The sequence below is a fragment of the Streptomyces sp. PL-29 genome (assembly GCF_058344425.1).
The window spans coordinates 2,801,232-2,826,393 of record NZ_CP136996.1; the positions used below are offsets into that span (position 1 = coordinate 2,801,232).

21 protein-coding genes are annotated in these 25,162 nt (G+C 72.9%); 7 read left to right on the forward strand and 14 right to left on the reverse strand.

Annotated features, from left to right (window positions below; all coding sequences use genetic code 11):
• Positions 1-31 precede the first annotated feature (31 nt).
• Both R4Z63_RS12695 and R4Z63_RS12700 read left to right on the forward strand, forming a co-directional pair.
• A complete protein-coding gene (locus R4Z63_RS12695; protein WP_384450121.1) occupies positions 32-1,801 on the forward strand; it encodes a dolichyl-phosphate-mannose--protein mannosyltransferase in 1,770 nt (589 codons plus the stop codon).
• 289 nt (positions 1,802-2,090) lie between these two features.
• A complete protein-coding gene (locus tag R4Z63_RS12700) occupies positions 2,091-2,861 on the forward strand; it encodes a hypothetical protein (protein WP_384450118.1) in 771 nt (256 codons plus the stop codon).
• Between the two features lie 65 nt (positions 2,862-2,926).
• On the opposite strand, the gene R4Z63_RS12705 is transcribed toward R4Z63_RS12700, so the two are convergent.
• Both R4Z63_RS12705 and R4Z63_RS12710 read right to left on the reverse strand, forming a co-directional pair.
• Positions 2,927-3,307: a TIGR03086 family metal-binding protein gene (locus R4Z63_RS12705; protein ID WP_384450115.1), complete on the reverse strand. Its 381-nt coding sequence runs from the start codon at positions 3,305-3,307 to the stop codon at positions 2,927-2,929.
• 341 nt (positions 3,308-3,648) lie between these two features.
• On the reverse strand, positions 3,649-3,912 hold the full coding sequence (locus R4Z63_RS12710) for a hypothetical protein (RefSeq protein WP_384450112.1): 264 nt from the start codon (positions 3,910-3,912) through the stop codon (positions 3,649-3,651).
• 356 nt (positions 3,913-4,268) lie between these two features.
• On the opposite strand from R4Z63_RS12710, the gene R4Z63_RS12715 reads away from it, so the two are divergent.
• Positions 4,269-5,903, forward strand: a complete 1,635-nt coding sequence (locus R4Z63_RS12715; RefSeq protein WP_384450109.1) for a penicillin-binding transpeptidase domain-containing protein — start codon at positions 4,269-4,271, stop codon at positions 5,901-5,903.
• Between the two features lie 130 nt (positions 5,904-6,033).
• On the opposite strand, the gene R4Z63_RS12720 is transcribed toward R4Z63_RS12715, so the two are convergent.
• The 4 genes from R4Z63_RS12720 to R4Z63_RS12735 form a co-directional block, all read right to left on the reverse strand.
• Positions 6,034-7,191, reverse strand: coding sequence for a serine hydrolase domain-containing protein (locus tag R4Z63_RS12720; protein WP_384450154.1), 1,158 nt, complete (start codon positions 7,189-7,191; stop codon positions 6,034-6,036).
• A gap of 142 nt (positions 7,192-7,333) precedes the next feature.
• On the reverse strand, positions 7,334-8,119 hold the full coding sequence (locus R4Z63_RS12725; RefSeq protein ID WP_037925150.1) for an energy-coupling factor ABC transporter ATP-binding protein: 786 nt from the start codon (positions 8,117-8,119) through the stop codon (positions 7,334-7,336).
• Positions 8,107-8,868 (reverse strand): cobalt ECF transporter T component CbiQ, encoded by a 762-nt coding sequence (cbiQ, locus tag R4Z63_RS12730; protein WP_384450105.1) that lies wholly within the window; start codon positions 8,866-8,868, stop codon positions 8,107-8,109. Before cbiQ ends, R4Z63_RS12725 begins: the two co-directional genes overlap by 13 nt.
• 1 nt (position 8,869) lies before the next feature.
• Positions 8,870-9,931 (reverse strand): energy-coupling factor ABC transporter permease, encoded by a 1,062-nt coding sequence (locus R4Z63_RS12735; protein ID WP_384450102.1) that lies wholly within the window; start codon positions 9,929-9,931, stop codon positions 8,870-8,872.
• Positions 9,932-10,098: 167 nt separating this feature from the next.
• Here R4Z63_RS12735 and R4Z63_RS12740 point away from each other — a divergent pair, with 167 nt between their 5' ends.
• The gene (locus R4Z63_RS12740) at positions 10,099-10,506 is read left to right on the forward strand and encodes an SsgA family sporulation/cell division regulator (protein ID WP_037925147.1); all 408 of its coding nucleotides are present in this window, start codon (positions 10,099-10,101) and stop codon (positions 10,504-10,506) included.
• Positions 10,507-10,577: 71 nt separating this feature from the next.
• Here the strand turns inward: R4Z63_RS12740 and R4Z63_RS12745 are convergent, their stop codons facing one another.
• The gene (locus tag R4Z63_RS12745) at positions 10,578-12,776 is read right to left on the reverse strand and encodes an MMPL family transporter (RefSeq protein ID WP_037925146.1); all 2,199 of its coding nucleotides are present in this window, start codon (positions 12,774-12,776) and stop codon (positions 10,578-10,580) included.
• Between the two features lie 155 nt (positions 12,777-12,931).
• Positions 12,932-13,522: a TetR/AcrR family transcriptional regulator gene (locus tag R4Z63_RS12750; RefSeq protein WP_172671371.1), complete on the reverse strand. Its 591-nt coding sequence runs from the start codon at positions 13,520-13,522 to the stop codon at positions 12,932-12,934.
• A 151-nt stretch (positions 13,523-13,673) separates the two neighbouring features.
• Here R4Z63_RS12750 and R4Z63_RS12755 point away from each other — a divergent pair, with 151 nt between their 5' ends.
• Positions 13,674-16,943: a S41 family peptidase gene (locus R4Z63_RS12755; RefSeq protein WP_384450097.1), complete on the forward strand. Its 3,270-nt coding sequence runs from the start codon at positions 13,674-13,676 to the stop codon at positions 16,941-16,943.
• An 85-nt stretch (positions 16,944-17,028) separates the two neighbouring features.
• Here R4Z63_RS12755 and R4Z63_RS12760 read toward each other — a convergent pair whose 3' ends face one another.
• From R4Z63_RS12760 to R4Z63_RS12770, 3 genes are read right to left on the reverse strand one after another with little or no spacing between them, the layout of a single operon-like run.
• Positions 17,029-17,913 carry an SDR family oxidoreductase gene (locus R4Z63_RS12760; RefSeq protein ID WP_037925140.1) on the reverse strand — a complete coding sequence of 295 codons (885 nt, stop codon included), beginning with the start codon at positions 17,911-17,913 and terminating at the stop codon, positions 17,029-17,031.
• Positions 17,910-18,845 carry an alpha/beta fold hydrolase gene (locus R4Z63_RS12765; RefSeq protein ID WP_384450094.1) on the reverse strand — a complete coding sequence of 312 codons (936 nt, stop codon included), beginning with the start codon at positions 18,843-18,845 and terminating at the stop codon, positions 17,910-17,912. Before R4Z63_RS12765 ends, R4Z63_RS12760 begins: the two co-directional genes overlap by 4 nt.
• Positions 18,842-20,413, reverse strand: a complete 1,572-nt coding sequence (locus R4Z63_RS12770) for a flavin-containing monooxygenase (protein WP_491522540.1) — start codon at positions 20,411-20,413, stop codon at positions 18,842-18,844. Before R4Z63_RS12770 ends, R4Z63_RS12765 begins: the two co-directional genes overlap by 4 nt.
• Positions 20,414-20,643: 230 nt before the next feature.
• Between R4Z63_RS12770 and R4Z63_RS12775 the strand changes: the two genes are divergently transcribed.
• Positions 20,644-21,327, forward strand: a complete 684-nt coding sequence (locus tag R4Z63_RS12775; protein WP_037925136.1) for a MerR family transcriptional regulator — start codon at positions 20,644-20,646, stop codon at positions 21,325-21,327.
• Here R4Z63_RS12775 and R4Z63_RS12780 read toward each other — a convergent pair.
• A complete protein-coding gene (locus R4Z63_RS12780; RefSeq protein ID WP_384450088.1) occupies positions 21,309-22,112 on the reverse strand; it encodes an exodeoxyribonuclease III in 804 nt (267 codons plus the stop codon). The genes R4Z63_RS12775 and R4Z63_RS12780 overlap by 19 nt on opposite strands.
• Before the next feature lie 38 nt (positions 22,113-22,150).
• Here R4Z63_RS12780 and R4Z63_RS12785 point away from each other — a divergent pair, with 38 nt between their 5' ends.
• Positions 22,151-22,657, forward strand: a complete 507-nt coding sequence (locus tag R4Z63_RS12785) for a GNAT family N-acetyltransferase (RefSeq protein ID WP_106967633.1) — start codon at positions 22,151-22,153, stop codon at positions 22,655-22,657.
• Between the two features lie 9 nt (positions 22,658-22,666).
• Here the strand turns inward: R4Z63_RS12785 and R4Z63_RS12790 are convergent, their stop codons facing one another.
• Positions 22,667-24,025, reverse strand: a complete 1,359-nt coding sequence (locus tag R4Z63_RS12790; RefSeq protein ID WP_384450085.1) for a CoA transferase — start codon at positions 24,023-24,025, stop codon at positions 22,667-22,669.
• A gap of 213 nt (positions 24,026-24,238) precedes the next feature.
• Positions 24,239-25,051 (reverse strand): DUF4253 domain-containing protein, encoded by an 813-nt coding sequence (locus tag R4Z63_RS12795; RefSeq protein ID WP_384450082.1) that lies wholly within the window; start codon positions 25,049-25,051, stop codon positions 24,239-24,241.
• Positions 25,052-25,162 lie beyond the last annotated feature (111 nt).

Here is a 25,162-nt window from a genome sequence, read left to right on the forward strand (position 1 = left end):
CACACACAGATCTCTTCCCTACGATGTGCCGGTGACCAGTACCGCGACGCCACCGCCCAGCCCCGCGGGGGCACTGCCCTCCGCGACGGCGGGCGGCGAAGAAGAGCCGCCCACCTGGCTGCGCCGCCTGCGCGGCTTCGGCTACGCGCCGGCCGCCGCCGCGTCGCCCCGCGCGGACGTCCGCACCCGCCTGGTGCCCCCGTACACGAAGCCGTCCCGGCAGCTGTGGATGACCTTCGGGCTCCCACCGCAGGTGTGGGGAACCTGGCAGCGCATCATGGCCTGGGCCGGGCCGCTGCTGGTGGCGCTGGTCGCGGGCGTGCTGCGGTTCGTGCACCTGGGCAGCCCGAAGGCGGTGATATTCGACGAGACGTACTACGCCAAGGACGCCTGGGCCACGATCAGGCAGGGCTACGAGGCGAACTGGCCCAAGGACATCGACAAGTCGATCCTCGCCAACCCGGACGGGGTCGCCCTGCCGGCGGACCCGGGCTACGTCGTGCACCCGCCCGTCGGCAAGTGGGTGATCGGGCTCGGCGAGTGGATGTTCGGCCTCACGCCCTTCGGCTGGCGGTTCATGACCGCCGTGCTCGGCACCCTGTCGGTGCTGATGCTGTGCCGGATCGGGCGGCGCCTCTTCCGTTCGACCTTCCTCGGCTGCCTCGCGGGCGCACTGCTGGCGGTGGACGGCCTGCACCTGGTGATGAGCCGCACGGCACTGCTCGACCTGGTGCTGATGTTCTTCGTGCTCGCCGCCTTCGGGGCGCTGCTCATCGACCGCGACCGGGCCAGGACCCGGCTCGCGGACGCGCTGCCGGTGGACGAGGAGGGCCGGACCCGGCCCGACGCGCGGATCGCCGAGACGCTGCGGCTGGGCTGGCGCCCGTACCGGATCCTGGCCGGGGTCTGCCTGGGGCTGGCCGCCGGCACCAAGTGGAACGGCTTCATCGCCCTGGCTTTCTTCGGCGTCCTGACCGTCTTGTGGGACGCCGCCGCCCGCCGCACCGCGGGCGCTGGCGCCCCGTACGCGGCGATGCTGCGCCGTGACGCGCTGCCCGCCTTCGTCTCGACCGTGCCGGTCGCGATCGTCACGTACGTGGCCTCCTGGTCGGGCTGGATCTTCAGCCCGGACAACGGCAAGGGCGGCTACCTGCGCGACTGGGCGGCCAAGAACGACCAGGGCAGCTCGTTGTCGTTCCTGCCGGAATGGGTGCGCAGCCTCTGGCACTACGAGACCGAGGTCTACAGCTTCCACGTGGGCCTGACCTCGGGCCACACCTACGAGTCCAATCCGTGGAGCTGGCTGGTGCTGGGCCGGCCCGTCTCCTACTTCTACGAGTCCCCCGAACCGGGCACCGACGGCTGCCCGGCGACGGCGGCCGGCAAGTGCGCCCGCGAGGTCCTGGCCCTGGGCACGCCGCTGCTGTGGTGGGCGGGCTGCTTCGCGCTGCTGTACGTGCTGTGGCGGTGGTTCTTCCGCCGCGACTGGAGGGCGGGCGCGATCGCGTGCGCGCTGGGCGCGGGCCTGCTGCCCTGGTTCAACTACCAGGAGCGGACGATCTTCTACTTCTACGCGGTGGTCTTCGTCCCGTACCTGTGCCTGGCGGTGGCGATGATGATCGGCGCCCTGCTGGGACCGGCCGGCTCCTCGGAACGCCGCAGGGCCCTGGGCGCGATCGGCGCGGGCGTCCTGGTCCTGTTGATCGTGTGGAACTTCATCTACTTCTGGCCGATCTACACCGGCGAGACCTTGCCCATGGACTCCTGGCGCGGCCGCATGTGGCTGGACACCTGGGTCTAGCAGGGAGGGAACACCTCGAGGGCGCGGCCGACGGCTGCGCCCTCTCGCTGTCCGTCGGCCACCGAGGACCCCGCATTCCGGGACGTGCCGGTGCCCGACGCGACGCCGTGGCGACCCGGACGGCCCGCCCTGACCAAGCGGCTCGTCTTCGGCGGACTGAACACAGGCGACGCGCCCTTCGTACTGCTTTGCGAGCGCTCGAGATGATCAGTAGCGGTTCGGTCACATAAGCGCCACAGGTCCATGGTTCCTCAGCGGCCCACAGACACGGGTCGCTAGAACCACGAACGTGAGTACATCAACAACCGACAAGGTCAGCGCCGGCGCTCAGGTGGCAGCGGCCTTGATCGCCGCAGCCACCCTGCTGGCGAACGTCTACGGGGACATCCCCGCTTGGCTCGGAACGGCGGCCGCTCTGATCTTGGGCGGAGCAACCGTCTTCTTCACCTGGGTGCGGGTCGACCCGACGACGCACCCGACACGGGCACGCGTGTTGCTGGCCGTGGCCGTGGGCGCGCTGTTCGCCACCGTCGCCATCTTGGTGTGGCCGGGGGTTTGGCCCACGGAGGCGGGCAACGCCTCGGTGCGTTCCGCCGGCAGCGTCGAGGACCCGAAGGCGCCCGCCGGACACATCGCAGTGACGAGAATCGGAGGGGGAGCTGTCAGCCCCGGCGTCACGGTCGGGATCGACAGCTGCATCACGGTCTCGGGCACCGGCGAGATCCCGAGCGGACACGGCCTCTGGGTGACCAACACCTACGACGCCGATGGCGCACCGGGCCTAAACGGGCTCTCCAATCTCCAGCGAGCAGTGCAGGTCAAGGGGGAGGCGGCTTGGCAGACCGCCACCTTCGGGGTGGGGGAGGACGAACGCGACGACGGCAAACGCTTTTGGATCTACGTGTTCCTGCTCCCCGCCTCCGCCGACAGCGCGCTGACGAACCTCAATGCGGGGCCTGCACCCGGCCTCAAGGGGCCGGTGGAGGGCGCGACGGAGGTGGGCCGGTACCCGGTCGAGCGCAACGCGAACCTCACGTGCGCAGGGCAGAAGAAGACCTGAAGCACGACCGGACCGGACACCGGCGGCCCGACCGGCTTTGTTCACGGAGCCGGTGGCTCGGGGAGTCAGAGGGTGCGGCCGAAGTACGCGGCGACGCGGTCGAGCGCGGGGGCGTCTTCCGGGGCGTCCTCGGAGGGGCCGAACATGCCGGTCGCGCCGCGGATCTCATCGGGGTAGTTGCCGTACCAGGTCCGGAAGACCGCTGCTACGGCGTCCGGGTCGCCGGTGCGGTCCTGGTCGGTGGCGGTGGCGAGGTCCCAGCCGTGCAGGACCGCCTCCAGGAGGTGCAGGTCGGCCAGCCGCGGGCCCAGGCCGCCGCCGGGCAGCGGCATCTGCCGCCGGAACGCGCCCTCGGCCTGCCACGCGGCCAGGGCCTCCTTCGCACCCTCGGCGTAGACCTCGCCGGGCCGGCGGTCGCCGATGTGGTCCTGGACGAACAGGGACATGGTGATCGCGCCTTTCCTTCAGAGGTACGCCCGGGCCGGATACCCGAAGTCGAACAGCGCCCCCAGCCCCGGTCAGAGGCGCGGAGTGCGCCGGCAACCCCAGAGTGCACCCCCTTGCGGACAGCTTCTGTCCGCATCTGGGCGGGACGCGCGGTGAACCGCCCGGGTGCCCCCCTGCGCGACGGCAGCTCGCCGGACCGTCCGCATCGAGCACCCCGGACGGGACCGCCTCGCGCAGTGGTGGACACCTGCTGCCGGTTTTCGCGTGAGCGGAACCGCTTCGGGCAACGGCGGGCCCGGCACCGACAGGTGCCGGGCCCGCCGTTCGTACCGGTCCGGGGTCAGCGGGACGCTTCGCAGGCCGAGTTCGCCGCGTCCTTGCCCGCGCCGGCCGCGACGAGGCTCGACGCACAGCTCGCCTGGTTGCCGATCTGCCCCTCGTAGCAGGCCTCCGCGGCGCCGTTCGTGGCCTTCGGGGCGTGCTGGGCGACGTACTGCTCGCAGGCCTTCGCGTCCGCCTGGGCGGACGGGGCCAGGGCGGCGGCGCCGCCGACGGCGAGGGCCAGGCCGGCGAGGATGCTGGGGATACGGGCCGACGGACGCATGCGGATGCACCTGCTCTCTCGGTCGGTCACGCGATCCGCGGATGCGCCGGACCACGGGCGGGGGCGGCGGCGCGGAGCGGGGACCTCCGGGGCGGGCGACCGGCTCGGCGCATCGGTCGCCCTCGCCCTTTCGACGCTAGAACACGGCCCCGGCCCGTGCACTTCGACCCGGTTCGATCCGGTGTGCGGGGCCCGATCGGCAGCGCCGAGGGCGCCACCGGGAGGATCCGGGAAGCTGCCCTCCGGGTGTGATGGTCCGGTAACGAGCGCACACCATACGACTCCGCAGAGTAAGGTCGACACCAAGGCTCTTTGAACACGTTCAGAGAAGTGTGACCACGGGGGAGGACGAACGAGTGAACGGGGCAGCCAAAGGCGCCGTCATCGGCGGTGTATTCCTGGCGATGCTCGGCGGCGCCAGCTACGGGGTGTACACCCTGGTCGACGACAGCGGTGAGGGAGCGGACCCGGACGCGTCCGTCCGGTCCGGCAGGGGCAGCGGGCCGGTCGGCGAGAAGGAGGCCGAGAAGGTCGCCACGGCGTTCCTGGCCGCCTGGGCCGCCGGGGACGAGCGGGGAGCGGCCGACCTGACCAACAACGCCGCCGCCGCCCAGAGCGCGGTCGAGGATTTCAGGACCAAGGCGTACGTCTCCAAGGCCGTGATCACTCCCGGCCCGGCGAACGGCACCACCGTGCCCTTCAGGGTCGAGGCGGAGATCACCTACGAGGGCACGACCAAGCCCCTCGGCTACGACTCCCAGCTGACCGTCGTACGCGGGCTGACCACCGGTAGGCCTCTGGTCGACTGGCAGCCCTCGGTGATCCACCCTCAGCTGGGCAAGGACGAGAAGCTGCGCGCGGGCGCCGCCGCGAACCCGCCCGTCAAGGCCGTGGACCGCAACGGCGAGGAGCTGACGGCGGAGAAGTACCCCTCCCTGCGCCAGATCCTCGACGAGCTGCGCCAGAACTACGGCAGCAAGGCGGGCGGCAGAGCCGGGGCCGAGGTGTGGATCGAGCCGGCCGCGGCGGACGCACCGAAGCGGACCCTGCTGACCCTCGTCGAAGGCGAGCCCAGCACCCTTAAGACCTACCTGGACGCGACGGTGCAGGCGGCGGCCGAGCGGGCGGTCGCCCGGTTCCCGGAGGCCTCGGTGGTCGCCGTCAAGCCGAGCAACGGGCACATCCTGGCCGTCGCGAACCACCGCACGGACGGCTTCAACGCGGCGATGCAGGGCAACCGGGCACCCGGCTCCACGATGAAGATCGTGACGGGGGCGATGCTGCTGGACCGCGGCCTGGTCGCCGCCGACAAGCCCGCGGAGTGTCCGAAGGAGGTGTCCTGGGGCGGCCGCGCCTTCCACAACCTGAAGAACTTCGAGCTCCCGGCGGGCACAAGGTTCGCGACCTCCTTCGCCCGCTCCTGCAACACCGCCTTCATCAAGCAGATCAAGCCCGTCGACGACGACTCCGCGCTGCCCAGGGAGGCCACGGAGGTCTTCGGCATCGGCCTGGACTGGAAGACGGGCGTCAGGTCCACCGACGGGAAGGTCCCGCCGGCCACGGGGGCCGAGGCCGCGGCCGCGTACATCGGGCAGGGCCGGATCACCATGAACCCGCTGAACGTCGCGTCCATCACCGCCACCGCCCGCACCGGCGTCTTCCGCCAGCCGCTGCTCGTCTCGCCGGAGCTGGACGGCCGGACGATCGCCACGGCCCAGCGCCGGATGAAGTCCTCCGTGCAGCAGCAGCTCGTCTCCATGATGAGGCTGACGGCGACCAGCGGCACCGCACGCGAGGCGATGGCCCCCGTCCACGGCTCGGACAAGGGCGCGAAGACCGGCTCGGCCGAGGTCGGCGGCGCCGATGACAGCCCGGACAGCTGGTTCACCGGCTTCAGCGGCGACGTGGCCGCGGCCGCGATGGTCGAGGGTGGCGGCCACGGCGGCGAGGCCGCCGGCCCGATCGTCGCCCAGGTGCTGAACGCGGGCTGACATCGGGCCCCGGCTCACCCGGGTGGCGGTGCGGCGCGCCCGGGCGGCGCGTGCCGGGCGAGCTCGTCCGGCACGCGCCGGGGCCGCCGGGGCTGCCGGGGCCGAGGTGCGTGCGGGTCCGGCGCGGCCCTCAGAGGGCTGACTTCAGGGCCCGGACCAGGGACTGGGCCCGGGGGTCGGCGGTGACCGACGTGGCCAGGGCGTTGGTGACGTAGCCGAAGCCGATGCCGGCGTCCGGGTCGGCGAAGGCCAGGGAGCCGCCGCGGCCGGGGTGGCCGAAGGAGGCGGGTGAGAGCAGCGGCGAGGCCGGGCCGTGCAGCATGTATCCGGCGCCGAAGCGGGTGTTCACGACCAGTACCCGGTCCGGTCCCGCGGAGTGCTCGCGGGCGGCGAGCGCGGTGGTGGCGGGGGTGAAGAGCCGCGGGCCGTCCCCGACCGCGCCGATGGTGGCCCCGTAGAACCGGGCCAGGGCGCGGGCCGTGCCGATGCCGTTCGAGGCGGGGAGCTCGGCGGCCCGGTACGCGGGGGCGTTCTCGTCCGGCAGCGGATCGATGGCGGCGAAGGCGCGGCGGGTGAGGGAGTCGGGGTCGGCATAGGCCTCGGAAACGTTTCTGCGGGGCCTGGTCCTCAGCAGTCCGGCGCGCTCCGGCGGCTCGACGGGCGCCACCCGGCCCACCCGCCCGGCCTGGCCTTCCGGCAGCCCGATCCAGAAGTCCACGCCGAGCGGCTCGGCGATGTCCTCGGCCAGGACGGAGCCCAGCGTGCGCCCGGTCACCCGGAGCACCAGCTCGGACAGCAGCCAGCCGTAGGTCTGGGCGTGGTAGCCGTGCCCGGTGCCCGGCTCCCAGAAGGGGTGCTGCGCGGCGACCGCACGCGGCCCGGACACCCCGTCCGCGGCCTCGGCGGCGGTCAGCCCCCGGTCCAGGGCCGGAACGCCCGCGCGGTGCGCGAGCAGGTCCCGTACGAGGACCTTCTCCTTGCCGCCGGTCTTGAACTCCGGCCAGTGCTCGCCGACCGGCGCGTCCAGGTCGAGCAGCCCGCGCTGGTGCAGGAGCAGCGGGACCGCGGCGGCCACGCCCTTGGTGGCGGAGCGGACGATCTGCGCGGTGTCCTCGGCCCACGGCTCGGTGCCGTCGGCGTCCCGGGTGCCGCCCCACAAGTCGACGACCTTGCGGCCGTCCCGGTAGACGGCGACGGCCGCGCCCCGGTCGCCGAGCACCTCGAAGTTGCGCGCGAAGGCGTCCCTGACGGGCTCGAAGCCCTCCGCCACCGTCCCGTGGACTTCCACGTCCGCTCCCACCACCTGCCGCGGCGCCGACGGCGCCTGTTCCTGCTTCTTACGCCACAGCGCAACACCCACCGTACGGTCCGGCTTCCCGGGTCCCGCCTCCCGGGTCCGCGGGAGCGATCCGCCGGGGCGAGGGGGTGCGTCAGCCCGAGGGGCGCGTCAGCAGGGGCGTGCGGGGGTCGAAGCCGAAGGGCAGTTCCAGCCGGTGGGCCCGCATCAGTTCCTCGTCGCACAGCAGGTCCTGGGTGCTGCCGTCCGCCGCGATGACCCCCTCACTGAGGACCACCGAGCGCGGGCACAGCTCCAGCGCGTACGGCAGGTCGTGCGTCACCATCAGCACGGTCACGTCGAGCGCGCGCAGGATGTCGGCGAGTTCGCGGCGGGAGGCCGGGTCCAGATTGGACGACGGCTCGTCCAGGACCAGGATCTCCGGCCGCATGGCCAGTACGGTCGCCACCGCGACGCGGCGGCGCTGCCCGAAGGAGAGGTGGTGCGGCGGCCGGTCGGCGAAGTCGGCCATGCCGACCTGCTCCAGGGCGGCCGTGACCCGCTCGTCCAGCTCCGCGCCCCGCATCCCGGCCGCGGCCGGGCCGAAGGCCACGTCCTCCCGCACGGTCGGCATGAACAGCTGGTCGTCAGGGTCCTGGAAGACGATCCCCACCCGGCGCCGGATCTCCGCCAGGTTCCGCTTCTCCACCGGAAGCCCGGCCACGGCCACCGAGCCGACGCCGCCGCCGAGGATGCCGTTGAGGTGCAGCACGAGCGTGGTCTTGCCGGCGCCGTTGGGGCCGAGCAGGGCGACGCGCTCGCCGCGTGCGACGGTCAGGTCGACGCCGTACAGGGCCTGGTGTCCGTCCGGATAGGCGTAGGCGAGCCCGGCGACTTCGAGCGACGGGGCGGGCGAGGGGGTACTGGTCACAGAGTCCATCCCATCAGACAGACGGCGAGTGCCGTCACCGGGAGCACGGCGGCGTAGGCCCACTGGCTCCGCGTGGCCACGGCCTCGTCGATGACCGGCATGGAACCGGCGTAGCCGCGGCTGACCATCGCCAGGTAGACCCGCTCGCCGCGTTCGTAGGACCGGATGAACAAGGCGCCGGCCGTCTTGGCGAGCACTCCCCAGTGCCGGATCCCGCTGGCCTCGAAGCCGCGCGAGCGACGGGCGATGGACATCCGGCGCAGCTCGTCGCCGATCACGTCGCCGTAGCGGATCATGAAGGTGGCGATCTGGACGAGCATCGGCGGCAGCTTGAGTCGCTGGAGTCCCAGCAGGAGGGCCCGCAGCTCGGTGGTCGAGGCGAGCAGGACGGACGCGGCCACGCCGAGGGTTCCCTTGGCGAGGACGTTCCAGGCGCCCCACAGGCCGGAGACGCTGAGCGACATGCCGAGGACCTCGACCCGCTCGCCCTCGGCCACGAAGGGCATGAGCACGGCGAAGGCGACGAAGGGGATCTCGATCAGCAGCCGGCGCAGCAGGAATCCGGCCGGGATCCGGGCCGCGGCCGCGACGCCGGCGAGCAGCAGTGCGTACAGGCCGAAGGCCCACACCGCCTCCCGCGGAGTGGACACGACGACCACGACGAAGCCGAAGGCCGCGGCGAGCTTGCAGTGCGGGGGCAGGGCGTGGACCGGGGAGCTGCCCGGGCGGTAGAGCCGGTGGGCGTGGCCCGCACCCATGTCAGGCGACCGGGGCGGAGGTGGCGGCGGCGGTCGACTCGTGGGACGTGCGGCGGCGCACGACCCAGAAGATCCCGGTGCCGGCGGCCACGGTGATCCCGACGCCGATGACTCCGGCGAGGCCCCCGGACAGGCGGGCGTCATCGACGTCCTTGACGCTGTAGTCGGCGAGCGGGGAGCCGGCGGCGGCGTGCTCCTCGACCTTCTGGTCGATGCCCTGGTCGGCGGCGACCTTCTCCAGGCCGTCGGGGCTGGCGGAGGCATAGAAGGAGACGAACCCGGCGAGGACGAGCGCGGTGACCAGGCCGGTCGCCCACACCTTCTTGGCCGAGCCGGCCGCGGCCACCGCGGCGGTGGGCGCGGGGCCGGCCGGCGCGTCGATGAGCGCGCCGTCGACGCGCAGCTTCAGCGGCGCGGCCAGGCCGCGGGCCCCGTGCACCAGGTCGGGACGTACGGCGATCACGGCGCCGACGGTCGCCGCGGTGATGAGGGCCTCGCCGATGCCGATGAGGACGTGCACGCCGACCATGGCGGTGAGGACCTTGCCGAGCGGCACGTCGGTGGTGCCCCCGACGGCGTAGACGGCCGTGAAGGCGGCGGCCGCGGCGGGCACGGAGAGCAGGGCGGCCGCGAATCCCGCCACGGTCACGGAACGGCGGCCGGGCGGCAGGAGGCGGAGCAGCCCGCGGAAGACCAGGTGCGCGGTGACGACGGTGACGACGCCCATGACGGTGATGTTCACGCCGAGGGCGGTCAGGCCGCCGTCGGCGAAGAGGATGCCCTGCATGAGCAGGACGACGGACACACACAGCACGCCGGTGTAGGGGCCGACGAGTATCGCGGCGAGCGCGCCGCCCAGCAGGTGGCCGCTGGTGCCGGCGGCGACCGGGAAGTTCAGCATCTGGACGGCGAAGATGAAGGCGGCGACGAGGCCGGCGAGCGGCGCGGTCCGCTCGTCGAGTTCGCGGCGGGCGCCGCGGAGGCTGACGGCCACCGCCGCGGCCGCCGCCACTCCGGCGGCCACCGAGACGGGTGCGTTGACGAATCCGTCGGGCACATGCATGGAGTGGGCTCCGCTTCTTCTACGGCCTGAACCGTTCAAGAATAGTGCCCAGTTGCAAACCGTTGGCAAGAGCGGGCGCATCACAAAGAGAGGCGCGCATTTTCGTGGGAATGTGCGAGGCTGGAGGGCAAACGGACGGATTTGTTCCGATTCGAGGAGTCTGGTCGATGTCTGCCACCGCCGAGAATCCCCCAGCGACCGCGACGGCGACCGCGGCCCCCGTCGAAGAGCGGGTCCGCGCCCGTGTGATCACCGACGACCCCCTCTACCGGGCCATCCCCGTCGCTCTGCGTTTCGCCCCCGCCGAGCCGCTGGCCGTACGGATCGTCTTCCCGGCCGACCTGTCCCCCGAGGGCACCGACAACGAGTGGGTCTTCCCCCGGGCCCTGCTGGAGGCGGGCCTCCAGGCGCCGACGGGCACCGGGGACGTGCGCGTCTGGCCCTGCGGCCGCGTCCAGGCGGTCGTGGAGTTCCACTCCCCCGAGGGCGTCGCCGTGGTCCAGTTCGACATCGCCGCGCTGCGCCGCTTCCTGCGGCGCACCTACGCGGCCTCCACCGCCTCCGCCACCCGCTAGCGGCAACGGGCCCGGCCCCGTACTCCCGGTGGTCGGGGTACGGGGCCGGGCCGCGCGGATCGTCGGACCGGTCAGGCGTTGACCAGCTCGCGGTCCTTGTCCGGGCCCTCGTCCTGCGCGGACTCGGCGGCGAGGTGCCGGCGCAGGCTCTCGCCCTCCACGTCCACGTTCGGCAGTACGCGGTCCAGCCACGCCGGCAGCCACCAGGCCTTGTGGCCGAGCAGCGCGAGCACCGCCGGGACGATGGCCATGCGGACCACGAAGGCGTCGAAGAAGACCGCGACGGCCAGGCCGAAGCCGATCATCTTGACCATCTGCTCGCTGGCCCCGATGAAGCCCGCGAACACCGCGATCATGATGACCGCTGCGGCCACCACGACCCGGGCGCTGTACTGGAAGCCGGTCACGACCGCCTGGCCGGGGCGCTCGCCGTGGACGTACGCCTCCCGCATGCGGGTGACGAGGAAGACCTCGTAGTCCATGGCGAGTCCGAAGACCACGCCGACCATGAAGATCGGCATCATCGACATGATCGGACCGGTCTGCTCCACCCCGAAGACCGAACCGAGCCAGCCCCACTGGAAGACCGCGACGACCGCGCCGAGGGCCGCGACGACCGACAGCAGGAAGCCGAGGGCCGCCTTGAGCGGGACCAGGATCGAGCGGAAGACGAGCATCAGCAGCAGGAAGGCGAGGCCGACGACGAGGGCCAGGTAGGGCAGCAGCGCGTCGTTCATCTTCTGCGAGAAGTCGATGTTCATCGCGGTGGCACCGGTCACGAGGACGTCGTCGCCGCTGCCGTCGCGGATCTCGTGGACCAGGTTCTCGGTCTGGGCGGAGGACGGACGGTCCTTCGGGATGACCGTGATCACCGAGGCGTCACCGGCCTCGTTGGCGGTCGGCGGGGTGACCGCCGCGACGCCCTTCAGGCCCTTGACCCGGTCGACCGTGGCGTCCGCCAGGGCCTTGTCCCCGTCGACGACCACCAGCAGCGGTCCGTTGAAGCCGGGGCCGAAGCCCTCCGACAGCAGGTCGTACGCCTGACGCTGGGTGGTGGAGACCGGCTGGGCACCGTCGTCCGGCAGGCCCATCTCCAGCTTGCTCGCCGGAATGGCGACGACCCCGAGGCCGATCACACCGGCCAGCAGCACCATGACGGGGCGGCGCAGGACGAAGCGAGCCCAGCGGGTGCCGCCGTTGGCCTTCTTCTCGGAAGCGGGCCTGCCCTTGCCGAACAGCTTGCTCTTCTCGCCCGCCGGCAGGACCTTCCCGCCCGCGAAGCCGAGGATGGCCGGGACCAGGGTGAGCGCGACGAGCACGGCGATGACCACGGTGCCCGCTGCCGCGACGCCCATCTTGGTCAGCATCGGGATGTTGACCACGGCGAGGCCCACGAGGGCGATGACCACGGTCAGACCGGCGAAGACGACGGCGGAACCGGCAGTTCCGGTCGCCCGGCCCGCAGCCTCGTCCCGGTCGCGTCCGTCGGCGAGCTCCGCGCGGTAGCGGGAGACGATGAACAGGGCGTAGTCGATGCCGACCGCGAGGCCGATCATCGTGGCGAGGGTGGCGGTGGTGTTGCCGAGGTCCAGCACGTTGGCGAGCGCGGTGATGGAGGAGACGCCGATGCCCACGCCGACGATCGCGGTCAGCAGCGGCAGGCCGGCCGCGACCAGCGAACCGAACGTGATCACGAGGACGATCGCGGCGACGAGGATGCCGATGATCTCGCCGGAGCCGGTCTCGGGGGCCACCATCAGCGCGTCACCGCCGATCTGGACGTTCAGGCCCGCGGCCTTCGCGTCGCCGCCCGATTCCTTGAGCGCGTCGCGGGTGGCGTCCTGCAGCTCCATGCCGCTGACGGTGTACTTGGCGCTGATGTAGGCCGTGGAGGCGTCCTGGCTGACCGCCTGAGCCTCGTAGGGGTTGGCCACGGAGGCGATCTGCTCCGCGCCCGGACCGGTCTTCAGTCCGTTGACGATCTTCTCGACCTCGGCCTTGGGGCCGGGGTCGGTGACCTTCGCGCCTTCGGGGGCCTTGACGACGATGCGCGCGGTGGCGCCGTCGGCGGCCATGCCCGGGAACTTCTTGTCCAGCAGGTCGAAGGCCCGCTGGGCCTCCGTGCCGGGTATCGAGAACGATCCGGAGGTGGGAGCGGCCGCGGTGGCCGCGCCGAAGCCGGCGGCGAACAACAGCGCCACCCAGAGAAGGGCGACGAGCCCGCGGCGCCTGAAGGCGCCCCGGCCGAGTCGGTAAAGGAAGGTGGCCACGTCGGTGGTTCTCCCGTTCAGGTCGTGGGATGGATCCGTAGGGATCAGGGCGTGGTGAGCCGGCCCGACGACGAGAGCGGCGTGTCAGGAGCAGCAGGGCGGCATCGTTGCCATGGGCTGGGGACGGGACGGGGACCGTGCTGAACCGGGGAGGTTCAGACGCCGAGGGCGGGGAACACCACGGCGTCGATGAAGTCACCGAGGAACGCCCGGTCCACCGGCCGGTCCTCGATCAGCGGGAGCGCGATGAACGCCCCGATGAGCATGTGCGGTACGAACCCCAGGGCCGGGCACCCCGGGGCGATCTCGCCCCGGTCCACCGCGCGCTGCAGCATCACCTGCAGCCCGGTGATCTCCGGGTCGACCAGCAGGTCCCGCAGCGCCTTGTGGAGCTCCGGGCTCTCGTGGACGGCATGGGCCAGACCCCGCATCAGCGCGGTGTCCTTGGCCATCTGCGCGTCGTCCGAGTGCTCCACCATGAGCGCGAAGTCCCCGCGCAGGCTGCCCGTGTCGATCTCGCGCAGCGAAACGGGCTGCGTGCATCGCAGGGCCTTGGCGACCAGCTCCGGCTTGCTCCCCCACTGGCGGTAGAGGGTGGCCTTGCTGGACTTCGTACGGGCGGCGACCGCGTCCATGGTCAACGCCTCGTAGCCGACGTCACGCAGGAGGTCGAGGACCGCCTCGTGCAGTTCGGCCTGCCGTTCGGGGGTGATCCGGCTGCGCCGGGCCGACATCGCCTCGGTCATCTCCGCGCCTCCATCCGAACGAAACTGTTCCGTACGCTTACGACGATACCCCTCCCTCAAGCGAAACGAAACCGTTCCGTTTCGTTTTAGGGGGTGGCATGGGTCACCAGTACGAGTTGCCGGGGCCCCCTCCCGCGGAAAGCATTGGGGGGTGAGTCACGACGTCGCGTACCTCCGGTTCCCGCACCTGCACGACGACCTCCTGTGTTTCGCCACCGAGGACGACCTCTGGGTCGCCCCGCTGGTCCCCGAAGGCCACACCCCCGGACGCGCATGGCGGATCACCGTCGACCGGACCCGGGTCGGCCACCCCCGCTTCTCCCCCGACGGCCGGCACATCGCCTTCACCACCTGGCGCAGCCTCGACCCCGAGATCCACCTGGCGCCCGTCGACGGCGGCCCCGCCCGGCAGCTGACCCACTGGGGCGCCACCGACACCCGCGTCTGCGGCTGGGACCCCGACGGCAACATCCTCGCCGTCTCCTCGCACGAACAGCCCTTCTCCTACTTCTCCTGGGCCTACAAACTGCCGACCGACGGCAGCCCCGGCGGTCGTCTGCCCTGGGGCCCCGTCTCCGACATCCAGGTGGCCGACATCGGCGGCGAGCACCGCAGCCTGCTGCTGACCGGCAAGCCACCGCACGAGCCCGCCGCCTGGAAGCGCTACCGGGGCGGCGCCATGGGCCGGCTCTGGCTGCACGGGCGCCAGCTGCTGGAGGAGCTCGAAGGCCACCTGGACACCGCGATGTTCGTGGACGGCCGGATCGCCTTCCTCTCCGACCACGAGGGCATCGGCAACCTCTACTCCTGCTCGACCGACGGCACCGACCTGCGCCGCCACACCGACCACGACGAGTTCTACGCCCGGCACGCCTCCAGCGACGGCACCCGGGTCGTCTACCAGTGCGCCGGGGACCTCTGGCTCGTCGAGTCCCTGGCCCCCGACGCCGTCCCGCGCAAGCTCCAGGTCCGCCTCGGCGGCCCCCGCGCCGGCCGGCGGGTCTACCAGGTGCCGGCCGCCAGCCACGTCGACTCGCTCTCCGTGGACGCCACCGGGCGGGCCAGCGCCGTCGTGGTGCGCGGCAGCCTGTACTGGCTGACCCACCGCGACGGGCCGGCCCGGACCATCGCCGACACCCCTGGGGTGCGGGTGCGGCTGCCGGAGATGCTCGGCAGCGGCGGGCAGGTCGCCTACGTCACCGACGCCGAGGGCGAGGACGCGATCGAGATCGCCTACCTGCCCCGGGCCTCCGGGGAGCGGCGGCCGCGCCGGCTGGCCGCGGGCGAACTGGGGCGCGTGACCGAACTGCTCTCCGACCCCGACGGGGAGCGCCTGGCCATCGCCTCGAACGACGGGCGGCTGCTGCTCGTCGACGCCACGGAGGAGTCCGAGGGCCGGGTGACCGAGCTGATCCGGTCCATCAACGGCCCCGTCACCGACCTTGCCTTCTCCCCGGACGGCGCCTGGCTGACCTGGTCGCACCCGGGCATCGGGCGCTCACTGCGACAGATCAAGATGGCCCGCATCTCCGGGCCCGGCGCGCGCACCGTCGTCGACGTCACCAACGGCCGCTTCGCCGACGAGAATCCCGTCTTCACCCGGGACGGGCGCTACTTGGCCTTCCTGTCCTGGCGCGGTTTCGACCCGGTCTACGACGTGCACACCGGCGACCTGTCCTTCCCGCTGGGCTGCCGCCCGTACCTGGTGCCGCTGTCCTCCGCGACCCCCTCGCCCTTCGCGCTCTCGGCCGAGGGACGGCCCGCGGCGGGCGGACTGGATCCGGCCGAGGGCGATGCGGAGACCCCCGGCGACAACGGCGCCGTGACCGTGGAGGTGGAGGGGCTGGAGAGCCGGGTCACCCCGTTCCCGGTGAGCGCCTCGAAGTACTCCGCCCTCTACCCGGTGCACGGCGGCGGGCTGGTGTGGCTGCGCTGGCCGATCTCGGGCGCGCTCGGCGAGACCTTCGCCAACCCCAACGACCTCAGCGGCAAACCCACGCTGGAGCACTTCGACCTGACCAAGGCCCGCAAGAGCGAACTGGCCTCGGGACTGGACTGGTTCGCGGTCAGCGGCGACGGGACCCGGCTGGTGGTCCACGACGACGGCGACCTGCGCGCGGTCCCCGCCACCGAGTCGGGCGACAGCGACTCGACGGTCTACCTCGACCTGCGGCGCATCCTGCACGAGGTGGACCCGGCGGCCGAGTGGCGCCAGGCCTTCGAGGAGGCCGGGCGGATCATCCGCGCCTACTTCTGGGAGCCGAACCTGTGCGGCATCGACTGGGACGGCGTACTGCGCCAGTACCGCCCCCTGGTCGAACGCGTCGCCTCCCCTGACGAGTTCGCCGACCTGCTGCGCGAGGTCCTCGGCGAGCTCGGCACCTCGCACGCCTACGTCTCGCCCGCCCGCCGCAACGAGGGCCCCCCGCACTACCAGCGGGCCATCGGCCTGCTCGGCGCCAACCTCGTCCCCCGGGACGGGACATGGGTGGTGAGCAAGATCCTGCCCGGCGAGTCCTCCGACTCCAAGGCCCGCTCCCCGTTGGCCGGAACCGGCATCCGGGAGGGCGCGGTGCTCACCCACGTGGACGGCCGGCCCGTGGACCCCGTCGCCGGCCCCTACCCGCTGCTGGCGGGAGCGGGCGGGACGACGGTCGAGCTCACCTTCCAGCCGTCGGAGGGCTCCGGCCGCTCCCGCCGGGTCGCCGTCATCCCGCTGATCGACGAGCGACCGCTGCGCTACCAGGACTGGGTGTCCAAACGGCGCCAGGTGGTCCGGGAGCTCAGCGGCGGCCGGTGCGGCTACCTCCACATCCCCGACATGGGCGGCTCGGGCTGGGCGCAGTTCAACCGCGACCTGCGCATGGAGATGTCCCGTCCCGCGCTGATCGTGGACGTACGCGGCAACGCGGGCGGCCACATCAGCGAACTGGTGGTGGAGAAGCTCACCCGCTCCATCCTCGGCTGGGACCTGACCCGCGACGCACAACCCGTCAGCTACGCCTCCAACGCCCCCCGCGGCCCGATCGTGGCACTGGCCGACGAGGCGACCTCCTCGGACGGGGACATGATCACCGCGGCCTTCAAGCTGCTCGGCCTGGGACCGGTGGTGGGCCAGCGCACCTGGGGCGGGGTGGTCGGCATGACCGGCCGCCACACCCTCGGCGACGGCACGGTGATCACGGTGCCGATGAACGCCGCCTGGTTCCCGGAGTACGGATGGTCGGTGGAGAACCACGGGGTGGAACCGGACTTCGAGGTCCTGCGCACCCCGCTCGACTGGGCCGAGGGCAGGCACGCCGGGATGGACGACGCCGTGCACCTGGCACTGGAACTGCTCGAACAGGACCCGGCCGCGATGCCGCCCGGTTACACGGACGTACCTGACCGGCGGCGTCCGAAGCTGCCGCCCAGAGAGTGAACGGGCAGCCGCCGGCGCCCCCTCCGGACCGGTTCGGAGGGGGCGCCGGCCCGCGGTGACGGCCGCGCCCCGGGGGGCATCCCGGTCAACGGCTCTGCGCGCGCTCCTGCTCGTCCGCGGCGCCACCCGCCCCGACCAGGCCCCTGGAGACGCCGGACAGCCGGGGCTCGAAGCGCTTCATCTCGCGCTGCCCGACGGTCGCGATGATCCCGGGCAGGTAGCCGCGCACCCCTTGCATCCCGCGCAGCCACCACTGCGCGTACACGTGCGGCGAGCGCCGCTCGATGCCCGCGACGATCCGGTCGACGGCGGGACCCAGAGGGTAGGTGCGGTTGGACGGCCACGGCAGCCGCTGGCGCAGCTCCCGCATGACCTCGTCCCGGTCGGCGCCGCGCACCATGTCCGTGTCGGTCCAGGAGAGGTAGCCGACCCCCACCCCCACGCCCTTGTGGCCGACTTCGGCACGCAGGCAGTGGGCGAACGCCTCGACGCCGGACTTGGAGGCGCAGTAGGCGGTCATCATCGGCGCCGGGGTGATGGCGGCGAGCGAGGCGATCTGCAGGAAGTAGCCGCGGCTGTCCGTCAGCGCGGGCAAGAAGGCCCGGGCGGTGACGGCCCCGCCGATCAGGTTGACCTCGATCACCCGGCGCCAGGCGTCGGGGTCGGAGTCGGCGAACGGGCCGCCCGCGGCGACGCCCGCGTTGGCGACGACGACGTCGACCTTCCCGAAGCGCTCCGCGACCTCCTGCGCGACGCGCGCCATCGCCTCGTGGTCGGTGACGTCGGCGTACCAGTGCGCGCTGTCGGTGTGCAGGCGCTCGGAGACCTCCTTGAGGGCCTCCGGCTCCAGGCCGACGAGCGCGATCCGCGCGCCGCGGGCCGACAGTTTACGGGCGAGCAGCTCGCCGACCCCTCGGGCGGCCCCGGTGACGACGGCGACCCGGCCTTCCAGACTCCTGCGAGCACTCACGGTGTCTTCTCCTTCTCGGTGGTGTCGAGATCGTCGAGATAGCGCGCGGACAGCTCGCGCAGGACGTGGGTGACGGCTTCGGGGGCCTCGACCGGGGTCATGTGCCCCATGCCGGTGAGCACGGTGAGGCCCACGCAGTGGGGCAGCGCCGCAGCGAGCCCGCGGGCGTGGACGACCGGAGTGAGCCGGTCGTCGCTGCCGCCGATCACGGCGGTGGGGACGGTCAGCCGTGCCACGTCGGCGTCCAGATCCAGCCCGGCCAGTACCCGGGACCAGGCGTGCCGCACCCCGGTGGGGCAGGCGTGGACGATACGGGCACACGCCTCGACCCGGTCGGGCGCGGAACCGGGGCCCATGGTGGCGTACTTGAGGACCGTACGGGCGACCGGCGTGACGGGCCCGAGCGGGGCGCGCGATCCGAGGACCGCGCCGGTGATGCGCGTCCGCACGCGCCCGGGGCGCCCCGGCAGCACCGTGGCCCGCTCGACCAGTCCGGAGCTACCGGTACTGCACAGCAGTGCGGCCGCGGCGTGCTCGGCGAACTCCGGCCGGGCCGCGGCCGCCATGATCGTCATGCCGCCCATGGAGTGCCCCGCGACGACCGCGCGCTCCCCTGGGGCGAGGGTGGCGCCGAGCACCGCCACGAGGTCGTCGGCGAGCGCGGTGGTGCTGTGCTCCCGGGCGGCGGGGCTGCGCCCGTGTCCGCGCTGGTCGTAGGCGATGACCCGGTGGGTGGCGGCCAGGGCCCGTATCTGCGCGGCCCAGAACGCCGTGGAGCAGGTCCAGCCGTGGGCCAGCACCACGGCCGGCGCCCCCTCGTCCCCGTGCACCTCGACGTGCAGGCGGGCCCCGTCGGCGGAGACGGCGACGAGTTCGCGGCGGGCGGCGGGTGGGGCGTAGGGACCGGAGGTGACGTGCGCCGGCCGGCTCACGCGGCGCCCTCCGCCTGCGCGGCGAGCGGTGCGGAGGCTGGCGCGGCGTCAGCGGCGGGCGCGGTGGAGGTGGCGGGCGCGGTAGCGGTGGCCGGGGGCGCCGCCGCGACCCGATCGCGCTCCCGTACCCGGACGACCTCGTACTCCCCCAGGTCGACGCTGCGCGTCTCGCGACGGAACTCACCGGTCGTGCCCGGCCAAACCGTCGTGTTGCGCCCGTTCGCATCGAGGTACCAGCTGGTGCAGCCGCCGGTGTTCCAGACCGTCCGCTCCATCCGGGTCTGCACCTGCCGGTTCCATTGGTTCACGGCCGAGGGGCGCGCGGCGAGGGCGACCCTGCCTCCCAGCACGCCCAACTGCCGCAGGTAGTCGGCCATGTAGTTCAGCTGGGACTCGATCATGAGGATCATCGAGCTGTTCCCGAGCCCGGTGTTCGGTCCGATGATCGTCATCCAGTTCGGGAAGCCGGCCGCGGTCGCCCCGCGCAGCGACTGCATCCCGTCCTTCCAGTGCTCGGCCAGGGTCCTGCCGTCCGCACCCACCACCCGGTCGGCGATCGGCATGTCCGTGACGTGGAAACCCGTACCGAAGACGATCGCGTCGGCCTCGGTCTCGGTCCCGTCGGCCGCGACCAGGACCGAGCCCCGGACCTCCTTCAGCCCGGAGGCGACCAGGTCCACATGGGGCTGGGCCAGCGCGGGGTAGTACTCGCTGGAGAGCAGGATCCGCTTGCAGCCGATCCGGTAGGACGGCGTCAGCTTGGCGCGCAGCTGCGGGTCCTTGATCGACCGGGCGATGTTCGCCTTCGCGAGCGCCTCGACGAGTCCGAGCCGGTTCGGCCGCTTGGTGAAGGCGCTGACCTGGAGTTCCCGGATGCCCCACAGCAGCCCCCGGCGGGCGGCGCGGGTGAAGGGCAGCTGCCGGTGCAGCCAGCGTTCCACGGCCGAGATCGCCCGGTCGGTACGCGGCATCACCCACGGCGGGGTGCGCTGGAAGAGCGTCAGGCGCTCCACCTCGGGGGCGATGGCCGGCACGATCTGGATCGCGGAGGCTCCCGTGCCGATCACGGCGACGCGCTTGCCGGCGAGGTCGTAGTCGTGGTCCCAGCGCGCGGAGTGGAAGACCTTGCCGGGGAACCCGGCGAGTCCCGGCACCTCCGGCAGCTTCGGCTCCGACAGCGGCCCGGTCGCCGAGACCACCACGTCGGCGGTCAGCTCGCCCCGTGCGGTCTCGATCTCCCAGCGCAGCTCGTCCGCGTCCCAGCGCATCATCAGGACCTCGGAGTCGAGCCGGATGTGCCGGCGCAGGCCGAAGGTGTCCGCGACGTGCTCCAGGTACGCGCGGATGGCGGGCTGCCCGGAGAAGGTCCGCGGCCAGTCCGGGTTCGGCGCGAAGGAGAAGGAGTACAGGTGGGACGGGACGTCGCAGGCGCATCCCGGATAGCTGTTGTCCCGCCAGGTTCCCCCGACCGAGTCCGCCCGTTCCAGTACGACGAAGTCCGTGATCCCCTCGCGCCGCAGCCGTACGGCGGCCCCGAGTCCGCCGAACCCGGACCCGATCACCGCCACCCGTACGTGCTCGCGCCCCCTCGCGCCCGCCCTTGCCGCCCATGCCCGCCGCCTTCCGCCTCATCCGCAGTTCCAGCCACGCAACGCCGCAACGCACCACATCATCGAAACACTGCCAGCAATCACTGGCACAATCGGGAGGGTAGAGCAGCTCCGTACTCATGGGTAGGGGGCGGACCCGGAAAGTTACCGTTGGTACGCCATAGGCTGCGTCCGTGGCGAAGGATGAGATGCAAGCGAAGCCGGTGCGCGAGTACCGCACCGAGGAACTGGCCGCGGCGGCCGGCATCCCGGTGCGCACCCTGCGCTTCTACCGGGAGCGCAAACTGCTGCCACCGCCCCGCCGCGAGGGCCGCATCGCCTGGTACGACGACCACCACCTGGCCCGGCTGCGCACCATCGCCGGCCTGCTGGAGCGCGGCCACACCCTCGGCGGCATCGCCGAGCTGACCGCCGCCTTCGAAAGCGGCCGTGACGCCGGCCAGCTGGGTGAGCTGCTCGGCATCGGCTGGTCGGAGGAGACCCCGGTCCGGCTCACCCCGGAGGAACTGGCCGACTACTTCGAGGGCGAGGTCACCCCGGAGAACCTGGCGGCCTCCCTCGAACTCGGCTACCTCGCCGTCGACGGCGACACCATCGTGCACGTCAGCCGCCGGCTGCTGGACGTCTCCTCGGCGCTGGTCCGCGAGGGGGTGCCGCTGGCCGCCGTCCTGGAGACGGGGCGCCGGGTCCGCGAACACGCGGACGCCATGGCGCTGCTGTTCGCCGGGCTGATCTCGGACCACATCGCGCCCGAGGCACTCACCCGGCTGCGCCCGCTCGCCACGAGCGTGGTCGAGGCCGAGCTGACGATGGCGATGGACCGCCTGCTGGCGTCCACCGCCCCGCCCTCCGATCAGACGCCGAGCTCGTAGACGACGGTCACGGGCGCGTGGTCGGACCAGCGCTCCGGGTGCGTCTCGGCCCGCTCGACGAAGGCCTTCACGGCCTTCGCGGCCAGCCCCGGGGTCGCCACCTGGAGGTCGATGCGCCAGCCGGCGTCGTTGTCGAAGGCGCGGCCCCGGTAGGACCACCAGGAGTACGGGCCCTCGGTGCCGGGGTGCAGCGCGCGCACCACGTCGACGTAGCCGGCCTCCGAGTAGACCGTGCCCAGCCAGGCGCGCTCCTCGGGGAGGAAACCGGCGCTCTTGCGGTTGGTCTTCCAGTTCTTGAGGTCAGCCTCCTGGTGGCAGATGTTCCAGTCGCCGCAGACCACGACCTCGCGCCCGTCGGCTGCGGCCCGGACCTTCAGCTCGGCGAGGTAGGCCAGGAACTCCCCCATGAAGCGGTACTTCTCGTCCTGCTTCTCCGTGCCCGCCTCGCCGGAGGGCAGGTAGAGGCTGGCCACGGTCACACCGGGCAGGTCGATCTCCAGGTACCGGCCGGAGGTGTCGAACTCCTCGCTCCCGAACCCGACCCGCACCCGCTCCGGCGCACGCCGCGTGTACAGCGCGACCCCGGCCCGCCCCTTGGCGGCGGCCGGCGCGAAGACGGTGTGCCAGCCCTCGGGCGAGCGGATCTCGGCCGGGATCTGCCCCTCCTCGGCCCGTACCTCCTGCAGGCAGACCACGTCGGCGTCGGATCCCGCGAGCCACGCCCCGAAGCCCTTCTTGGCGGCGGCCCGGATCCCATTCACATTCACGGAGGTCACAGTGAGCATCCCTGCACCATAGCGGGAGGGTTCCGTACGATGTTCGGATGTCTCATGGGATCGACCTCCGCACCGTGCCGTACGACCACCCGGACGCGGTCAAGCTCGACGACCGGGTGCAGCTCGAATACCAGGAGCGCTACCAGGGCGAGGGCGACGCCACCTTCATGGACCCGGCGATGTTCGCCCCGCCGAGGGGCCTGTACATCGTGGCGTACGACACGACCGGCGCCCCGGTGGCGACCGGGGGCTGGCGCAGCCAGGAGCAGAACGACGAGGGCTACTCGGACGGCGACGCCGAACTCAAGCGGATGTACGTCGTCCCGGAGGCCCGCGGCCTCGGCCTGGCCCGCCGCATCCTCGCGGCCCTGGAGGCGGACGCCCGCGCGGCCGGACGCCGGCGGATGGTCCTCGAAACGGGCGACCGCCAGCCGGAGGCGATCGCCCTCTACCTCTCCGAGGGCTATACCCCCTCGCCGAAGTTCGGCTTCTACCGCTTCCACGAGTCCAGCCGCTGCATGGCCAAGCCGCTCCAGCAGCCGGCCCGCACCTGAGGCGCCGCCCTACCGCGGGAGCCAGGCGGCCCGGTCCGTCCCCCAGCGGGACGGGCCCGCGGCCCACTCCCCGAAGGGGCTGGCCGCGTGCCGCAGCACCCCGTACCCCGACCCGGTCTCTCGCAGCCACGGCTCGGCCGCGTACTGCGGCGCCCCCGCACCGTCCCGCGCCCGGGCCCCGGCCAGCCCCCTGACCAGCCACGAAGCCGTCCCGGCCAGGGAGAACCGCATCCCCCGCCCGCCGCCCCCGGCCAGCGCCCGCAGCACCCCGGCCGCCATCAGGTATCCGGTCCCGTGGTCCAGCGCCTGCGCCGGCAGCACCCCGGGGGTCCCGTCCGGGCCCGCGCACGCGGCGGCGATCCCGTAGCCGGCCTGCACCAGCGAGTCGAAGCCCCGCCGCCCGGCCCACGGCTCCGGCGCCCGCCACCCCCAAGCGCACAGCTCGGCCACCACCAGCCCCGGCCGCCGCTCCAGCAGGTCCCGCACCCCGAGCCCGTAGCGCTCCAGCGCCCCCGGCCGGTACCCGGTCACCACCACATCGGCCCCCGCCAGCAGGTCCTCGAAGGCCGACCGGTCGGCGGCCCGCGCCAGGTCCAGCAGCGCCGACCGCTTGCCGAAGCCGGTGTCCGCGTACGCGTCGTCCGCCTCCGGCAGCCCCGGTGCGTCGATCCGCAGCACGTCCGCGCCCAGCAGGCCGAGCGTGCGCGTGGCGACGGGCCCGGCGATGACCCGCGTCAGGTCCAGCACCCGGACCCCGGCGGCGGGCCGGCCCGGAGGAGCCCCGCCGAGCGCCCGCCCCCGAGCCGCCGCGGCGCCCACGACCTCCACCAGCGGCTGCGGATCCCCGTAGCGCGACGCCACGGCGACGGCGAGACCGCCGGCCCCGTACACGGCCTCCTGCACCCCGACGGCCGTCCGTCCGGCCACTGTGGCGCGCAGTGCCTCCGGCGTCGCGGAGGGCAGCCCCAGCGCCCGTACGAGCGCGGCCTCGTGGTGGGGGTAGTTGGCGTGCGTACGGACCCAGCCGTCCGCGGCCCGCCAGAAGCCGGACAGCGGAGCGAACGTCACCGTGGGCCGGCCGGCGACCCGCAGATGGCGTTCGCTGACGAAGGCGGTGGCCACCGCGGCCTCGTGGACCGTGGCAGGCCCGACGTCCCCCGCCGCCCCCGCGGCCCGCACCGCGGCCAGCTCCGCCGCCGCCAGCCCGCAGACCGCGACGGTGGCACGCGCCAACTCACGCACCGGCAGCGGCCCTTCCCCAAGGTTGCCGGCTCCCTCGAACCGGACCCGGTCCACCCGTTCCGCTGCGCCGCCGAGGGCCTGCCAGGCCTGGGCCGTCGCGCCGTCCCGTTCACAACCGATCGTCATGGACGTATCTTCGCCCCGAAGTCGGCCGGAAGTAGCCGTACTCCTCGCACAACACCGTGCTCCTGCACCGCCTTTCGGCGGAACGGGATCCCGCGACAATCCCTGAGAGCTACTCGGGAACCGGCGTCCGCGGGACGTTCACGAGCGCCCCCGATCGAGCGTGCGGGACGCCCTCGGCCGCCTGCGGCAGGGCTTCCCCCCTCGCACGTCCGATCAGTCCCAGTGGTGGACCCAGGTGCGCCGCCCGAGGAGTTCGCGGGCGGCGTACGCCTCCAGCGTGCCGTGTGGATTCCGGTCGAGGTCGTCAGGACAGAAGGCGGCGTGCTCCGCGGCCACGGCCACCGCCTCCTCCAGCGTGGTGGGCGGCGCGGCGACCGAGAGGACGAGCCGGTTCGCGGTGAGCGCCACGACCCGGGTGCCGAAGCGCTCGTCCCAACTGCGCAGGACGGCGCTGAGGACACCGGCGTCGTCCTCGTGATGCAGCGCGCCGGACCAGCCGACGGCCGCGGGTATGTCGGCGTTGCATTCGGCGGACACCAGGGCGAGGCGCGGCTCTGCCAACCAGGAGTCATCACCCGACAGGACATCGGCCAATTGGGCTGCCTGCACCTCGGGATCGACGTCGGACGACACCGCCCCGGCGAGTCCCGGCCACGGCGCGTCGAAACGGGCCACCGCTCCCCCGGACTTCTCGCGGAGCTCCGACCAGTGGTAGGACAGCATCTCGTCGGCTCCCAGGTCCTCCGGATAGGACAGGTTTCCGCACATCAGGTCCCACCCCTCCGGGTCTCCCGACGGGCCGCCGACGTCCACCAGCACCGGCACGAGGTCCGCCGCTCGGCGCGCGGCGGACTGTGCGGACCACTGCCCGGGCACGGCACGCGCATCGGCCAGCCACATCAGCGGATACGGCCAGGGTCCTTGGTAGGTCTCGTTCAGCAGCCTCCCCGAGGGAAGGTCGAGCCCGAGCGCCCGCCGGCCCGCGTCATCCGCGAGCCGGGGCAGGTTGTTCGTCTCCGTCACCATGCGAAGACAGTAGGGGAGAGATCCGACAACGCTCCCGACGGCCGGACCCGCCACCTCACACGGCCGGCTCCCGCACCCGGAAGGCCGGCCCTCCACACGACCGCCTGACGC

Bases quoted from the DNA above. Each gene is read 5' to 3' on its own strand.
- R4Z63_RS12750 (WP_172671371.1), bottom strand. From the start codon at position 13,522: ATGACCGAGGCGATGTCGGCCCGGCGCAGCCGGATCACCCCCGAACGG.
- R4Z63_RS12740 (WP_037925147.1), top strand. From the start codon at position 10,099: ATGTCTGCCACCGCCGAGAATCCCCCAGCGACCGCGACGGCGACCGCG.
- R4Z63_RS12785 (WP_106967633.1), top strand. From the start codon at position 22,151: ATGTCTCATGGGATCGACCTCCGCACCGTGCCGTACGACCACCCGGAC.
- R4Z63_RS12735 (WP_384450102.1), bottom strand. From the start codon at position 9,931: ATGCATGTGCCCGACGGATTCGTCAACGCACCCGTCTCGGTGGCCGCC.
- R4Z63_RS12705 (WP_384450115.1), bottom strand. From the start codon at position 3,307: ATGTCCCTGTTCGTCCAGGACCACATCGGCGACCGCCGGCCCGGCGAG.
- R4Z63_RS12795 (WP_384450082.1), bottom strand. From the start codon at position 25,051: ATGGTGACGGAGACGAACAACCTGCCCCGGCTCGCGGATGACGCGGGC.
- cbiQ (WP_384450105.1), bottom strand. From the start codon at position 8,868: ATGGGTGCGGGCCACGCCCACCGGCTCTACCGCCCGGGCAGCTCCCCG.
- R4Z63_RS12790 (WP_384450085.1), bottom strand. From the start codon at position 24,025: ATGACGATCGGTTGTGAACGGGACGGCGCGACGGCCCAGGCCTGGCAG.
- R4Z63_RS12780 (WP_384450088.1), bottom strand. From the start codon at position 22,112: ATGCTCACTGTGACCTCCGTGAATGTGAATGGGATCCGGGCCGCCGCC.
- R4Z63_RS12775 (WP_037925136.1), top strand. From the start codon at position 20,644: ATGCAAGCGAAGCCGGTGCGCGAGTACCGCACCGAGGAACTGGCCGCG.
- R4Z63_RS12710 (WP_384450112.1), bottom strand. From the start codon at position 3,912: ATGCGTCCGTCGGCCCGTATCCCCAGCATCCTCGCCGGCCTGGCCCTC.
- R4Z63_RS12725 (WP_037925150.1), bottom strand. From the start codon at position 8,119: ATGGACTCTGTGACCAGTACCCCCTCGCCCGCCCCGTCGCTCGAAGTC.